This window comes from Pseudomonas pichavaramensis (genome assembly GCF_050473265.1).
Classification (GTDB): domain Bacteria; phylum Pseudomonadota; class Gammaproteobacteria; order Pseudomonadales; family Pseudomonadaceae; genus Aquipseudomonas.
Genome location: NZ_JBJKFJ010000004.1, coordinates 60,644 through 74,134 on the forward strand (window position 1 = coordinate 60,644; position 13,491 = coordinate 74,134).

Below are 13,491 nucleotides of genomic sequence, written 5' to 3' on the forward strand. Positions count from 1 at the left end.
GGTGTTTTGCTCAAGGCTAGCTCAGTAGGTCGCTTCACCAGGGCTTTTTGTGTACTCAGGCGGCGGCCTCGCGAGGGTCGACTAAGCTATTGAGACATGCCTAATGTTGGAGTGCCATTATGCTGCGCGCATTCGCTGATCTCGGCTTCCGCTGGAAAATTGCCTTGCCCATCCTGTTGTTGGCCGCGCTGCTGATCACCATGGGTGTGCTGGGCGTACGCGGTATCTATCAGGTGGCAGAATCGAGCACGACGCTGACCAAGCGTCATCTGCCGGCAATCAGTCTGTTGCTCAACGCCGATCGTGATCTCTATCAGGCTTTCGTGGCCGAGCGCAGTCTGCTGGATGAAGACTCTGGCAACCACGCCGCGCAACTGCGCGAATCGCACAGCGAGAACCTGCAGCAGGCCTATGATCGCGTGCACGCGTTCGCCGATATGCAGCCGGGCAGCGAGGCGCTGGCGCTGGTGGCGGACTTCGACCGTGGTTTCGAGCGCTGGAAGGCGACATCGCTGCGCGTGCTTGAACTCTCCGTCAACGATCCGGATGCCGCTAGCGTGCTGAGCTTCGGCGACAGCGAGGCGCAATTCGAGGAGGCGCGCAGTGCCATCGACAAGCTGGGCGAGTTGGAAGACAGCGCCGCCAATGCGGTCGGTACGGCTGCCATCGCTCACGGCGAGGCACTGACCTGGCAGCAAGGCGTGATCATTGCCGTAGGGTTGGCGGTGTGTCTGGTGCTGGTGGTTGGTTTTCCTCTACTGGTCACCAAACCGCTGCACAGTCTGCTCTATCGAATCGAACAGATTGCCGATGGTGATGGCGATCTGCGAGTGCGTCTTGATGTGCTGACCAAGGATGAACTGGGCAAGCTCAGTCATGCCTTTAATCGCTTTCTCGACAAGCTGCAGCCCTTGATCAAGGAAGTAGGGCGCGTCACCGGTGAGGTCGCGGATTCCGCCAAGAGTCTGGCAGGCATGGCTGCCGCCAATGACCGACTGATCAGCAGTGAGCATGCCGCGGTGGATCAGGTCAGCACCGCGGCCACGGAAATGAGCGCGGCGGTGCATGAAGTGGCGCGCAACGCGCAGAATGCCGCCGATGCAGCGCGTCACGCCGAGGTGCAGTCGCGTGAAGGGGCTGAGGTGGTCGGTGCGACCATTCATTCGATTCGCCAGCTGGCCCAGGAAGTGGAGAGCGCCTCCGACACCATCCAGACCCTGGAGCAGGAGACCGCCAACATCGGCGCGGTGCTGGCGGTGATCAAGGGTATTGCCGAGCAGACCAACCTGCTGGCACTCAATGCCGCCATCGAGGCGGCTCGTGCAGGTGAGCAGGGGCGAGGGTTCGCGGTGGTCGCCGATGAGGTGCGGGCGCTGGCCGCACGTACTCAGGAGTCCACCAAGGACATCCAGCAGATGATCGAGCGCTTGCAGGCCGGTGTGCAGAACGCTGTCAAGGCAACCCATTCAGGTAGCACAAGAGCGCGGCAGAGTGTCGAGCAGGCCGCCGGTGTGGATCAGGCCTTGAGCGTAACGGGGGATTCGGTGCAGCGCATCAACGACATGGCCGCGCAAATTGCCACGGCCTGCGAAGAGCAGAGCAGCGTCACCGAAGAGATCGCGCGCAACATCAGTGATATTCGTGACCTGTCCAACGAGGCGGCACAAACCTCGGAGCAAAGCACGCGCGCCAGCCAGCACCTGTCCGAGTTGTCCCATGGTCTGGCGCAGTTGGTAGGGCGTTTTCGTGTGTGAAACGGCCGCTTGATGCATCTAAGTGATTGAAGCGGTTGTAACTTTGCGTTTAGTCGTTACAATGGCGCGGCCCGTCGCAATGGCGGGCAGCGTTATGGTGGCCCTGCCGGTCCCCTCGCATTGATCAGCCGTGAACCCGGTCAGGCCCGGAAGGGAGCAGCCGCAGCGGTGACATCGAGTGCCGGGGTGTGGCTGGTAGGGTCCACCTCCAGTTTCCCGGGCTTTCGCCACTTCCTCATTTTCATATCGATTTTCTGCCCATAGCGGCGGATTGCTCCTGCGCGCTATAAAAATAGTCGGGAGTCATGTTTAACGTTGTGCGGCAGCGGCGTGAAGACTGGCTGTCAGGGGGCGGCCATAAAAAAGCCCGCTCGGGCGGCGGGCTTTCGTGGTTCTGGTGAACTCAGGCGATGCGGTAGTTCAGCACGCTGTCCTGCTCTTTCAGGGTTTTGCGCAGGTCGGCTGGGATGTTGCCGGCGCGTACGGCCAGCTCCAGACGAATTTCTTCCAGGCTCTGGGCGAAGGCGTCTTGGTCGTCGAGCTGTGGCTTCGCCAGGACGCGGCTGTACACGGTGCTGTCGCTCTCGTCGTGCAAGGCGAGGATGATGCTGCCGTCCGGCCGAGGTGAGCTGAAGCTGGCACGAAGCGGGTTGAACAGGTGATCGACGAGCTGTTGGTTATTGAGTTCCATGTCCTACTCCATCCTGAGGTTGGCCAGTTTTGACCGCTGGATGGGGGATTGGTTCAGGCTACAAGTGATTGACGGGTACGTTCGATCACTTCTTGCAGCGACTCATCGCCGTATTGGCCGGGGTACAGGCGCTGGCTGTACTGGGCAATACCGGTCTTGTCTACCAGAGTGAAGCTGAAGCTGCCTTTGCGGGTTGCCTGAATGCGGCAGTCGAAAGGGGCAAAAGCATGAGTCAGCGTGCTGATGGCTTTCTGAATTTGATGTTGAGTATGCATTTTTCTAAGTGTTTCCTTTAAAACTTGTGCGCTTCGTTGCGCGTTTTGTCGCTCCATAGGGTTGGCCGAAAAGCGGCCTTAGCAATCAACCGATCGGAGCTTGATTAACACGATAAAGTTCCATTGTTACGGTTCTTCGGCGTGGTCAGTACGTCGGAGGCAGGCAGAGAAACAGCGCCAATACAGGATGAGTGGCGAGTCGGCCTGATCAGTCAGCAGATGGGATCGGGGAGGGCGGCAGCGCAGGGACGCGCTAGACGTTGAACCGGGAAACCAGGAGGAGGCGCAAGGGCCTGAATGACTTACAGCTTGGTACGAACGGCGCGAATCATACTGTATTGTGCAAGAAATGAACAGAGCTGTTTCTCAGCCGGGTGCGCGCGCTTTTCAGGTGCTCCGTTGGCGGATGCAATTTGCTGGTTGCTCCGCTAGGATTAGCCCACTTTTGCTTTCCTCACATGACGGTTTTCCATGAGTTATCAGGTTCTTGCACGTAAATGGCGTCCGCGCTCGTTCCGCGAAATGGTCGGCCAGACCCATGTGCTCAAAGCCCTGATCAACGCCCTGGATAGCCAGCGCCTGCATCATGCGTACCTGTTCACCGGCACGCGCGGCGTGGGCAAGACCACCATCGCGCGGATCATCGCCAAGTGCCTGAACTGTGAAACCGGCATCAGCTCCACGCCCTGCGGCACCTGCTCGGTGTGCCGGGAGATCGACGAGGGGCGCTTCGTCGACCTGATCGAAGTGGACGCCGCGAGCCGCACCAAGGTCGAGGACACCCGCGAGCTGCTCGACAACGTGCAGTACTCGCCGACCCGCGGGCGCTTCAAGGTCTACCTGATCGACGAAGTGCATATGCTCTCCACCAGCTCCTTCAACGCCTTGCTGAAGACGCTGGAAGAGCCGCCACCCCATGTGAAATTCCTCCTCGCCACCACCGACCCGCAGAAGCTGCCGGTTACCGTGCTGTCGCGCTGCCTGCAATTCTCGCTGAAGAACATGCCGCCGGAGCGGGTGGTCGAGCATCTCAGTCATGTACTGACTGCCGAGAGCGTGCCGTTCGAGAGCGACGCCCTGTGGCTGCTCGGTCGCGCCGCCGATGGCTCGATGCGCGATGCCATGAGCCTTACCGATCAGGCGATTGCCTTCGGCGAGGGCAAGGTGCTGGCCGCCGATGTGCGGGCGATGCTCGGTACGCTGGATCATGGCCAGGTCTATGGCGTGCTGCATGCGCTGATCGAGGGTGATGCGAAGGCATTGATCGAGGCCGTGCGCCACCTGGCCGAGCAAGGGCCGGACTGGAATGGCGTGCTGGCGGAAATACTCAACGTGCTGCACCGCGTGGCGATTGCCCAGGCGCTGCCGGATGCGGTGGACAACGGTCAGGGTGATCGCGAGCGGGTGCTGCAACTGGCCCAGGCGCTGCCCGCCGAGGATGTGCAGTTCTATTACCAGATGGGCCTGATCGGCCGTCGCGACCTGCCGCTGGCACCTGAGCCGCGCGGCGGCTTCGAAATGGTCCTGCTGCGCATGTTGGCCTTCCGCCCGGCGGGGGCGGACGATGCGCCCAAGGTCGTGCTAAAGCCCTTGGGGATCAGCCAGGCCACTGCTGATCCCCAACCGAACCCAGTGGCCGGCACCGCTATGCCGGCTCCTGTCGTTTCCGCTCCCGCTGCCGCGGTCACCGAGGCCACTCCTGCGCCTGTGGCGCCGGCTGCCGTTGCAGCAAGTGCCGCCGCACCAACTGCCGCCGCACCAACTGCCGTCGAGGCAGTTGCAAGTGCGCCTGCCCAAACTGTTGACGCTTCTGTAGCGCCGGTTGCCAGCCTGTCGCCAGAGCCAGAGCCAGAGCCAGAGCCAGAGCCAGAGCCAGAGCCAGAGGCATCAGTGGCTTCTGCGGCCGTTGTCGATGTGCCTTGGGAGACTGCCAAGTCGGCGGAGCCTGCCGTTGCACCTGCTCTGCCGGAGGTCGCGCCGGCGCCCGAAGCAAACGCAAACGTCGTGGAAGCCGCTGTACCTGAGGCAGCAGCGCCGCTGGTCAATGAGATCGTCCAGGCAGAGGTGGATGCTGAGGGTGGCGACGACGAGCCGCCGCCCGGTGATTATGACTACGTCGAGATGGACGCCGAAACGCTCGACTACGATTTTGGTCAGGCCGAAGCTGAAGCACCTGTGGTCGAGGAACCGTTGCCAGCGGCCAAGCCCGCTACTGGTCTGGCGGCGGAATGGTTGGCACTGTTCCCGCAGCTTGGCCTTGGCGGTATGACTGGCAGCATCGCGGCCAACTGCACGTTGATCGAGGCCAATGGCGATGACTGGCTGCTGCACCTGGACCCAGCGCACAGTGCGTTGTTCAATCCGACCCAGCAGCGTCGTCTCAACGATGCCTTGAATCAGCAGCAGGGACGCAGCATCAAGTTGCGTATCGAGCTGCGCAAGCCCGAGCAGGAAACGCCGGCCCAGGCAGCAGCCCGTCGCCGTGCCGAGCGTCAGCGCAGTGCCGAGGCTTCTATCCAGGCCGACCCGCTGGTGCAACAGATGATTCAGCAGTTCGCCGCCAAAGTGCGCGACGACAGCATCGAGCCTATCGATACTCCCAGTTAACCCCGCGAACACCGAGGATACCGACATGATGAAAGGTGGCATGGCAGGCCTGATGAAACAGGCTCAGCAGATGCAGGAAAAAATGCAGAAAATGCAGGAAGAGCTGGCCAATGCCGAGGTGACCGGCCAGTCTGGCGCCGGCCTGGTCAGTGTGGTGATGACCGGTCGTCACGACGTCAAACGTATCAGCCTGGACGACAGCCTGATGCAGGAAGACAAGGAAGTGCTGGAAGACCTGATCGCTGCAGCGGTCAATGACGCCGTGCGCAAGGTCGAGCAGAACAGCCAGGAGAAGATGTCTGGCATGACGGCAGGCATGCAGCTTCCCCCCGGCTTCAAAATGCCTTTCTGAGCATGTGACGCCCAGCCGGCACGCATTACGGCGTTGCGAAAGGCCCCGAGCATCCTCATTTACAGACGTAAACTCCGGTGCTCGGGGCCTTTCGCGCCTTGTGCTGCATACTGTCTGGTCGCCCCCTCGACAGGGTGGCGTTGAGTGTGCGCGACTTTAAGCGCGTAGCCTGGATGCAATCCGGGCGTGTTATCTGTCCCGTTTCCCGGAGCTTGTCCGGGCATCAACCTGTAGGAACGCCATGAGCTTCAGCCCTCTGATTCGCCAGTTGATCGACTCCCTGCGCATCCTGCCCGGTGTCGGGCAGAAGACTGCGCAGCGCATGGCGCTGCAGCTGCTCGAGCGTGATCGCAGTGGTGGTCAGCGCTTGGCGCAGGCGCTCAGTGCCGCGATGGTAGGTGTCGGGCACTGCAAGCGCTGCCGCAGCCTGAGCGAGGACGAAATCTGCCAGTTGTGCTCGGACGAGCGCCGCGATGACAGCCTGTTGTGCGTGGTGGAGGGGCCGATGGACGTGTATGCGGTGGAACACACCGGTTATCGCGGCCGTTACTTCGTGCTCAAGGGGCATCTGTCACCACTCGATGGCCTTGGCCCTGAAGCCATTGGCATTCCCGAATTGCTCGAACGTATCGACGCTGGCGGTTTTGCCGAGGTGATCCTGGCCACCAACCCCACCGTGGAAGGTGAGGCCACGGCGCATTACATCGCTCAGATCCTTGCCGGCAAGGGCCTGCTGGCTTCACGCATCGCCCACGGTATGCCGCTTGGTGGCGAGCTGGAGCTGGTCGATGGTGGGACTCTGGCGCATGCCTTGGCTGGCAGACGTCCAATCACCTTCTAAGTCATCACCCATACGATTCGCTATGCCCATGCGCGTCAGCCGTATCGCTTTGCTGCCTCTGCTGCTGATGTCCGCTGCCGGCCAGGCTTCACAATGCCCGGTCGGGCAAGTCCCGGTCTGTCTTGGTGCCTCCTGTTTGTGCGTCCCCGACCCTGTACGCATGCGAGAAGATGGCCTCAACCTGGCTGCCGCCCGCCTCGAAGCCTGGTTGTTGCAGTCACGACAGGCCGCGCTGCGGAGCGGAACTGAACCCATTCCCCTGATGATTCGCGTGCAGCTGGCATCCTTCTATGACGATGTGCTGCTCGACGAAGTGCGTTATCGGGTGGGTATCACCGACGAGATGGACGCCGCTACCGTCATGCTGCAGAACCCGGACGTGCAGGCGGTCACCCTGATCGATGTGGTGGTGTTCCGCGATGCCGATGCCGCCGCCAGTGATGCCGCGCTCTGGGCGCACGAGCTCTGGCATGTACAGCAATATCGCGAGTGGGGCAGCGCTGGGTTCGCCCAGCGTTACACCCGTGACTTCCAGGCGGTTGAGGGTCCGGCTTACGAGATGCAGGCACGGGTTAGAGGCGTTCTGCGCGAGCAGCAATAGGTGTTCGCTTGTAAACCAAGCAAGCGCTAGGTTAGGGTGGCCAAAACAATAACGGGAGTACCCGCATGGCCGCCGCTCCGTCGTATTTCGATGAGTCCCACCAATTGATTCGCGATTCCGTTCGACGCTTCGTCGAGCGTGAGATCCTGCCTCATATTGACGAATGGGAGGAGGCCGAAGAGTTCCCCCGTGAGTTGTATCTCAAGGCGGGTGCGGCGGGCATTCTCGGCATCGGTTATCCCGAGCAGTATGGCGGCAGCCACGAAGGTGACGTATTCGCCAAGGTGGCGGCCAGCGAGGAGCTGATGCGCTGCGGTTCGGGTGGGTTGGTGGCGGGGCTTGGCTCCCTGGATATCGGCCTGCCGCCAGTGCTCAAGTGGGCCAGGCCGGAGATTCGCGAGCGCGTGGTGCCGCAGGTGCTGGCTGGAGAGAAAATCATGGCGCTGGCGGTCACCGAGCCGTCCGGTGGTTCGGATGTGGCCAGCCTGAAGACGCGCGCAGTGCGTGAGGGTGATCACTACCGCATCAGCGGCAGCAAGACCTTCATCACCAGCGGCGTTCGTGCCGACTTTTACACCGTCGCGGTTCGTACTGGCGGCGAGGGTTTTGGTGGTGTCAGTCTGCTGCTGGTCGAGAAGGGTACGCCGGGGTTCAGCGTCGGCCGCAAACTGAAGAAGATGGGCTGGTGGGCGTCGGATACCGCCGAGCTGTTCTTCGACGACTGCAAGGTGCCAGTGGAGAACCTGATCGGCGCAGAGAACGCCGGTTTCGCCTGCATCATGGCCAATTTCCAGAGTGAGCGCCTGAGCCTGGCGATAATGGCCAACATGACGGCGCAGCTGGCTCTGGATGAGTCGATGAAGTGGGCTCGCGAGCGTCAGGCGTTCGGCAAACCGGTGGGCAAGTTCCAGGTGCTCAAGCATCGCCTGGCCGAGATGGCCACTCAGCTGGAAGTATCCCGCGAGTTCACCTATCGCCAGGCGGCGCAGATGGCGGCCGGCAGGAGTGTGGTCAAGGAGGTTTCCATGGCCAAGAACTTCGCCACCGATATTGCCGACCGCCTCACCTATGATGCGGTGCAGATCCTGGGAGGCATGGGATACATGCGTGAATCCCTGGTCGAGCGCCTGTATCGCGACAACCGCATTCTTTCCATTGGCGGTGGCACTCGCGAGATCATGAATGAAATCATCGCCAAGCAGATGGGGTTGTAGCTGCTGGCGTGGGAGGGGCTTCAGCCGCGATCAGCCTACACGAGACGAAAAAGCTCGCCGCTGAAGCGCCTCCCACGGAAATCGCTGATCAGGAGGCTTGCTGATTCTGCGCCGCCTGGCGTAGGCGGGCGATGTCACGCTGTGGCGGCTCACCGAACAGGCGGCTGTACTCGCGGCTGAATTGCGAGGGGCTCTCGTAACCCACGCGATAGCTGGCTGCAGCCGCTTCCAGGTTGTCACAAAGCATCAGCCGACGAGCCTCCTGAAGGCGCAGTTGCTTCTGATATTGCAGCGGGCTGAAAGCAGTGACGGCCTTGAAACGGTGATGCAGGGTCGATGGGCTCAGGTTGACCTCGCGGGCCAGTTCTTCGATACGCAGGGGTTGGTCGAAGTTCTTGCGTAGCCACTCGATAGCCCGGGAAATGCGCTGGCTCTGACTGTCAGCGACTATCACTTCGTGTAGGCGATGACCCTGTGGGCTGAGCAGCATGCGATAAAAGATCTCGCGTATTGCCAGCGGTGCCAGCATGGCGATATCCCGGGGCGTTTCCAGCAGGCGCAGCAAGCGGATCACCGCGTCCAGCAATCTCGGGTCGAGGCGGTCGAGAAACAGCGCGCGCTGTGAGGCCGCGTCGGGCGCGGGGATTGGCGGCATTTCGGTAAGCAGGCTGCTGATCAGTGCCGGGTCGATCTCCAGTGCCAGGCTCAGGTAGGGGGCTTCCCGACTGGCTTCGATAACACGACCGGTGACCGGTAGCATTACGGATGCCACCAGGTAGTTCAGCGGGTCGTAGACGTACAGCTCTTCTCCCAGACGTATTTCCTTGCGCCCCTGAGCGATGATGCACAGGCATGGGTCGTAGACCGTCTGCATTGGCAGGCTAGGCGTTGTCGCCCGGGCGAGCTTCAGCCCAGGAATGGCGGTGAGATGCAGGCCATCTTCGGGTACGAAACGCTCAACGAGACGCGCCATTTCGTGGCTGAGTTCGGCGAGGGGAGTGTCTAGTGTCGTGGCGTTATGGATGGGTGACTGCATGGCGCGCCTCCAGAAAGTCAGCGAAGCCTAGCCAGGTTTTTCAGGCAAGTCATGAGGGGTGGCAGGATTAGGCAAATATTTGCCAGTAATGGGCAAATAGCCAGTGATACAGAGTATTTCAAAAGGTTCTCACCGTTTATTTCGATAACTGAGCTCGTATCGGATGGTGCAGTTTTAGGCAATAACTTGCCATTAATCGACTAACGATGCGATGACCTGGCAATTAACCTTTGCAGTCATCGTGTTGCGCCTTATGTCCTCATGGGGCGTGCTTTGACGATGTCGCCCGCTCGATGTTGCTTCACCTGTTCATGAGGTGCACCGCTATGCTCGGCAGATGGCTGATCGTACCTCTGGTGCTGCTACTTCTTGCTACAGCCTGGCTAGACGCTTGGGCCGGCGATGATGCTTTCGAGGGGCCCGACGCATCGCCCATTGCTTGGCAGCTTGATGCTGCCGCTATGTCTTGATCCAGTTTCCGGAGGTTGCCATGAGCATCGTTCACCGTATGACCGTTCGCGCCCGTCACGACCGTTCCGTCCGGTTGGGACAGTGTCTGGCCCGGCTTGATGACATCGGTCGTGATATTCCCGGTTGCCATGGCCTGCGGGTCTCTCCGCGGCATGGCGACTCGCTGACCTGGGAGGTGGAGGGGCACTGGCGCTCGGCGGCTGCACGAGATGCCTTTCTGGGTAGTGAGGGCCTGCGCCAGGTGTTCGCGCAAGCTATAGCAGAGGGGCTTTTCACCCATCTCGAGTGTGCAATGGAATTGCAGCAACAAGTCGCCTGATTGTCTCCTGGCTTGCCTTCGTGAATTTATATCTATAGATTTTCATGAAATTAATTATTTTAAATTTCATAAGTCGTCTATGTTTTGCCACGCCAGTGAGCACGTTGACAGCTACTACGCCCATAGTTGTGGGGATAGGCTGACGCATCAGCCGGTTCTGCAGGGTAACTTGCGGTGCGATGTAGCGGTGGTTGGCGCGGGCTTCAGTGGCCTGCACACCGCGCTGCGCCTGGCCAGCGCGGGCTTGCGGGTCATCGTGCTGGAAGCCAGTCGGGTGGCCTGGGCGGCCTCTGGGCGCAATGGTGGGCAGGCGATCCTGGGCTGGTCGTGCGACATGCCTCCGCTGGAACAGGCCCTTGGCATCGAGCGCGCCCGGCGTCTGTGGGACGGCATGGCCTGGGCCGCGAACGAGCTGCGCGAGTTGCCGCCGCGCGAAGGTTTCGACTGTGATTACCAGCGTGGTCATCTGTGGACGGCTGTGCTGCCCCGACGCGTGGCGCACCTGCATCAATGGCAGGAGGAGGCTGCGAGCAAATGGGGGCATCGCACGCTGCAGTTCGTCTCCCGCGAGCAGATGCCGGATTGGATCGCCAGCGAGCGTTATCAGGCCGGGCTATACGACCCCGAAGGCGGGCATCTCAACCCGCTCAAACTGGCAATCGGTCTGGCCGAGGCCTTCGTCCGCGCCGGCGGGCAGATCTTCGAGCAGAGCCGCGCGCTGCGCCAGGACGCCTGTGATGGCGGCTATCGGGTGCACACCGCGCAGGGCAGCGTGCAGGCTGACAATCTGGTGCTGGCCTGCAACGCCTATATCGACAACCTGGAACCACGCCTGGCACGGCGCATTCTGCCGGTCGGCACCTATCAGGTCGCCACCGAGCCGCTGGGGGCGGAGCTCGCCGAAGCCTTGTTGCCGCGCAATACCTGTGTGACCGACAACCAGTTCGTCCTCGATTACTTCCGCCGCACGCCGGATCACCGCCTGCTGTTCGGCGGTGGCTGCACCTATCTGGGCGGCCTGCCAAAGGACATGGTGGCAGCGACCCGGCCCTTTCTTGAACGTGTATTCCCGCAGCTGTCCGGCGTGGCCATCGACTTCGCCTGGGGCGGCCACATTGACGTGACGCGCGCACGCACGCCGGACATAGGCGGTGAGAGTGGCCGTTACTGGATGCAGGGCTTCTCCGGTCATGGCGTGCTGCCGACCCTGGCTGCGGCACGGGCAGTGAGCGACGCCATCCTTGGCAACGAGGATGAGCTGGCGCTGTACCGGCAGCTGAGCAATCCCGATTTCCCTTTTGGCGAACGCCTGGCTGCACCGCTCGAGGCCATCGGCAAGGCCTGGTACCGACTGAGAGACAGCTTCTGAAATGGACAGCCCTGAGATGGACAAGAATCTGGAAATGGCCGCGTTGGCCGTGCTCATCCACGACCTGCGTAAGCACAAGAGGGTCACCCTCAATGAGCTGGCCGAGCGCATCGGTCGTTCCGTGGGTTTCCTCTCGCAGGTCGAGCGCGGCCTGTCGCGCCCGACGGTGGAGGATCTGACCGCAATCAGCGAGGCGCTCGACGTCCCTACCACCTATTTCTACAGCCTGCCCAAGCCCAAGGCGCTGGACTGGGTCACCCGGCCGGATGAGCGCCGTACTCTGTACCTGGCCGGTGGCATCACCGACATCATGGCATCGCCGAGCCTGCAGGGCGCCTTCATGGTCGTCGACAGCCTGCTCGAGCCAGGCGCCAGCAGTGGCGAACGGCAGATGAGCGACCGCTCCGAGCAGGCTGGTTACGTACTCGAAGGCCAGCTGACGCTGTGGTTGGGCGAGGATGAGCAGAGCGCCACTCTGTACCCCGGTGATGCCTTCCAGGTGCCGAGCTACGCGGGCCTGCGCTACGCCAACCAGGGCGACACGCCTGCGCGCGTGCTGTGGATCTACAACTGAACCTTCCCGTTGACCGGAAATGACCATCATGAATGCCACCCGAGTCGAGCTGCTCGACGAAGTCCGCCAATTTCGCCAGGCCCACCCCGAAGTGCGCTTCGTCGATCTGATCTGCCTGGATATTCCCGGGCACTTCTACGGCAAGCGCTATCCCATCGAGATGCTGGAGAAGGTCGCTGCCGGCAGTGCCCTCAAGCTGCCGCAGAACTGCGTGCTGCTCGGCGCCCAGGGCGGGCTCTACGAGATCGGCGACTACTGCTTCCATGATGGTGACCCGGACGCGCCACGGCGTTTGATTCCCGGCACGCTGAAGCTGGTGAACTGGGAGCGCCAGCCTCTGGGGCAGATGCTGATCAGCTCCGATGGTACCGACGCGCCGATCGAGTTCGAACCGCGCGAGGTTCTGGCGCGCGTGGTGCAGCGCCTGGCTGCACGCGGCATTCGCCCGGTGGTGGCATTCGAGCTGGAGTTCTACCTGTTCGATAAAACGCTCAAGGAAGGTCTGCCGCAGTACCCGCGCGATGACGTGAGCGGCGATGCCGATGATCAGCCGAACATGCACATTGAGCGCCTGTCGCGCTTTGCTGACGTGCTCGACGACATTGCCGAGACTGCGCGCCTGCAGGGTATCGAAACCACGGTGATCACCGCCGAGATCGGCCCGGGGCAGTTCGAGATCAACTTCAGCCACAGCACCGACCCGATGCAGGCGGCCGACTGGTCGGCGCTGTTCTGCCGGCTCACCCGTGGTGTAGCGCTGAAGCACGGCCACCGCGCCAGCTTCATGGCCAAGCCCTACCTGCAGTATCCGGGTAGCGGCATGCATATTCATGTCAGCCTGTACGACGAGGCGGGTGACAACCTGCTGGCGCGCGATGAGCAGCGTCCGTTGCGCCACGCCGTGGCCGGCTGCCTGGAACTGCTGCCGGAACTGATGCCGATCTACGCGCCGAACCATAACAGCTACCGCCGCTTTGGTGCTCAGGTGAACTCGGCGAGCAAGGCCAGCTGGGGTTTCGAGGATCGCGATGCGTGCGTGCGCATTCCCGAGTCGGATACGCGCAACCTGCGCCTGGAGTTCCGCCTGCCGGGCGCCGATGCCAACCCCTATCTGGTGCTGGCGGCGCTGCTGACCAGCATCGAGCAGGGGCTTGATGCCAAGGTCGAGCCCATTGCACCTCTGAATGACGACCGTGCAAGCGGCGTCGATTTTCCCAACGACATGCTCGACGCCGTGCGCCGCATGCAGGCCAGCGAGCGTGTGACGGCTGGCCTCGGCAGCGAGTTCGTCATGGTTTATTGCGAGAACAAACGCCAGGATCACCTGGCCTTCATGCACGACATCAGCCCGCGGGAGTACCGCTGGTACCTGTGATGTCACGGATAG

13 protein-coding genes and 1 other RNA gene are annotated in these 13,491 nt (G+C 61.8%); 11 read left to right on the forward strand and 3 right to left on the reverse strand.

Annotated elements, in window-relative coordinates; genetic code table 11:
• Nucleotides 1-200: 200 nt before the first annotated feature.
• Complete coding sequence (locus tag ACJRW5_RS07930) at nucleotides 201-1,754, forward strand: methyl-accepting chemotaxis protein (protein ID WP_484570261.1); 1,554 nt, start codon at nucleotides 201-203, stop codon at nucleotides 1,752-1,754.
• A 104-nt stretch (nucleotides 1,755-1,858) separates the two neighbouring features.
• Nucleotides 1,859-1,955, forward strand: an RNA gene (gene ffs / locus ACJRW5_RS07935) — signal recognition particle sRNA small type.
• A 202-nt stretch (nucleotides 1,956-2,157) separates the two neighbouring features.
• On the opposite strand, the gene ACJRW5_RS07940 is transcribed toward ffs, so the two are convergent.
• Both ACJRW5_RS07940 and ACJRW5_RS07945 read right to left on the reverse strand, forming a co-directional pair.
• Nucleotides 2,158-2,445 (reverse strand): DUF3509 domain-containing protein, encoded by a 288-nt coding sequence (locus ACJRW5_RS07940; protein ID WP_484569988.1) that lies wholly within the window; start codon nucleotides 2,443-2,445, stop codon nucleotides 2,158-2,160.
• A gap of 53 nt (nucleotides 2,446-2,498) precedes the next feature.
• Nucleotides 2,499-2,720 carry a hypothetical protein gene (locus tag ACJRW5_RS07945; RefSeq protein WP_484569989.1) on the reverse strand — a complete coding sequence of 74 codons (222 nt, stop codon included), beginning with the start codon at nucleotides 2,718-2,720 and terminating at the stop codon, nucleotides 2,499-2,501.
• A gap of 471 nt (nucleotides 2,721-3,191) precedes the next feature.
• Between ACJRW5_RS07945 and dnaX the strand changes: the two genes are divergently transcribed.
• The 5 genes from dnaX (at nucleotide 3,192) to ACJRW5_RS07970 (ending at nucleotide 8,335) form a co-directional block, all read left to right on the forward strand.
• Nucleotides 3,192-5,327, forward strand: coding sequence for a DNA polymerase III subunit gamma/tau (gene dnaX / locus ACJRW5_RS07950; protein WP_484569990.1), 2,136 nt, complete (start codon nucleotides 3,192-3,194; stop codon nucleotides 5,325-5,327).
• A gap of 25 nt (nucleotides 5,328-5,352) precedes the next feature.
• Complete coding sequence (locus ACJRW5_RS07955) at nucleotides 5,353-5,679, forward strand: YbaB/EbfC family nucleoid-associated protein (RefSeq protein WP_061239082.1); 327 nt, start codon at nucleotides 5,353-5,355, stop codon at nucleotides 5,677-5,679.
• A gap of 241 nt (nucleotides 5,680-5,920) precedes the next feature.
• Nucleotides 5,921-6,520: a recombination mediator RecR gene (recR, locus tag ACJRW5_RS07960; RefSeq protein WP_484569991.1), complete on the forward strand. Its 600-nt coding sequence runs from the start codon at nucleotides 5,921-5,923 to the stop codon at nucleotides 6,518-6,520.
• Nucleotides 6,521-6,548: 28 nt separating this feature from the next.
• A complete protein-coding gene (locus ACJRW5_RS07965; protein WP_484570262.1) occupies nucleotides 6,549-7,121 on the forward strand; it encodes an eCIS core domain-containing protein in 573 nt (190 codons plus the stop codon).
• Between the two features lie 65 nt (nucleotides 7,122-7,186).
• Entirely contained in the window at nucleotides 7,187-8,335 is a 1,149-nt protein-coding gene (locus ACJRW5_RS07970) for an acyl-CoA dehydrogenase family protein (RefSeq protein WP_484569992.1), read from the forward strand.
• An 88-nt stretch (nucleotides 8,336-8,423) separates the two neighbouring features.
• Here the strand turns inward: ACJRW5_RS07970 and ACJRW5_RS07975 are convergent, their stop codons facing one another.
• The gene (locus ACJRW5_RS07975; RefSeq protein ID WP_484569993.1) at nucleotides 8,424-9,371 is read right to left on the reverse strand and encodes an AraC family transcriptional regulator; all 948 of its coding nucleotides are present in this window, start codon (nucleotides 9,369-9,371) and stop codon (nucleotides 8,424-8,426) included.
• 490 nt (nucleotides 9,372-9,861) lie between these two features.
• On the opposite strand from ACJRW5_RS07975, the gene ACJRW5_RS07980 reads away from it, so the two are divergent.
• The 4 genes from ACJRW5_RS07980 to ACJRW5_RS07995 all read left to right on the forward strand — a co-directional run bounded on the left by ACJRW5_RS07980 (nucleotide 9,862) and on the right by ACJRW5_RS07995 (nucleotide 13,479).
• Entirely contained in the window at nucleotides 9,862-10,161 is a 300-nt protein-coding gene (locus ACJRW5_RS07980) for an antibiotic biosynthesis monooxygenase (protein ID WP_484569994.1), read from the forward strand.
• A 79-nt stretch (nucleotides 10,162-10,240) separates the two neighbouring features.
• Nucleotides 10,241-11,530, forward strand: a complete 1,290-nt coding sequence (locus tag ACJRW5_RS07985) for an NAD(P)/FAD-dependent oxidoreductase (protein WP_484569995.1) — start codon at nucleotides 10,241-10,243, stop codon at nucleotides 11,528-11,530.
• Nucleotides 11,531-11,546: 16 nt separating this feature from the next.
• Nucleotides 11,547-12,104, forward strand: coding sequence for a helix-turn-helix domain-containing protein (locus tag ACJRW5_RS07990; RefSeq protein WP_484569996.1), 558 nt, complete (start codon nucleotides 11,547-11,549; stop codon nucleotides 12,102-12,104).
• 28 nt (nucleotides 12,105-12,132) lie between these two features.
• Nucleotides 12,133-13,479 (forward strand): glutamine synthetase family protein, encoded by a 1,347-nt coding sequence (locus ACJRW5_RS07995; protein ID WP_484569997.1) that lies wholly within the window; start codon nucleotides 12,133-12,135, stop codon nucleotides 13,477-13,479.
• Nucleotides 13,480-13,491 lie beyond the last annotated feature (12 nt).

Coding starts and splice junctions, on each gene's coding strand:
- ACJRW5_RS07975 (WP_484569993.1), bottom strand. CDS start 9,371: ATGCAGTCACCCATCCATAACGCCACGACACTAGACACTCCCCTCGCC.
- ACJRW5_RS07990 (WP_484569996.1), top strand. CDS start 11,547: ATGGACAAGAATCTGGAAATGGCCGCGTTGGCCGTGCTCATCCACGAC.
- ACJRW5_RS07985 (WP_484569995.1), top strand. CDS start 10,241: ATGTTTTGCCACGCCAGTGAGCACGTTGACAGCTACTACGCCCATAGT.
- ACJRW5_RS07965 (WP_484570262.1), top strand. CDS start 6,549: ATGCGCGTCAGCCGTATCGCTTTGCTGCCTCTGCTGCTGATGTCCGCT.
- dnaX (WP_484569990.1), top strand. CDS start 3,192: ATGAGTTATCAGGTTCTTGCACGTAAATGGCGTCCGCGCTCGTTCCGC.
- ACJRW5_RS07955 (WP_061239082.1), top strand. CDS start 5,353: ATGATGAAAGGTGGCATGGCAGGCCTGATGAAACAGGCTCAGCAGATG.
- recR (WP_484569991.1), top strand. CDS start 5,921: ATGAGCTTCAGCCCTCTGATTCGCCAGTTGATCGACTCCCTGCGCATC.
- ACJRW5_RS07930 (WP_484570261.1), top strand. CDS start 201: ATGGGTGTGCTGGGCGTACGCGGTATCTATCAGGTGGCAGAATCGAGC.
- ACJRW5_RS07940 (WP_484569988.1), bottom strand. CDS start 2,445: ATGGAACTCAATAACCAACAGCTCGTCGATCACCTGTTCAACCCGCTT.
- ACJRW5_RS07980 (WP_484569994.1), top strand. CDS start 9,862: ATGAGCATCGTTCACCGTATGACCGTTCGCGCCCGTCACGACCGTTCC.
- ACJRW5_RS07995 (WP_484569997.1), top strand. CDS start 12,133: ATGAATGCCACCCGAGTCGAGCTGCTCGACGAAGTCCGCCAATTTCGC.
- ACJRW5_RS07970 (WP_484569992.1), top strand. CDS start 7,187: ATGGCCGCCGCTCCGTCGTATTTCGATGAGTCCCACCAATTGATTCGC.
- ACJRW5_RS07945 (WP_484569989.1), bottom strand. CDS start 2,720: ATGCATACTCAACATCAAATTCAGAAAGCCATCAGCACGCTGACTCAT.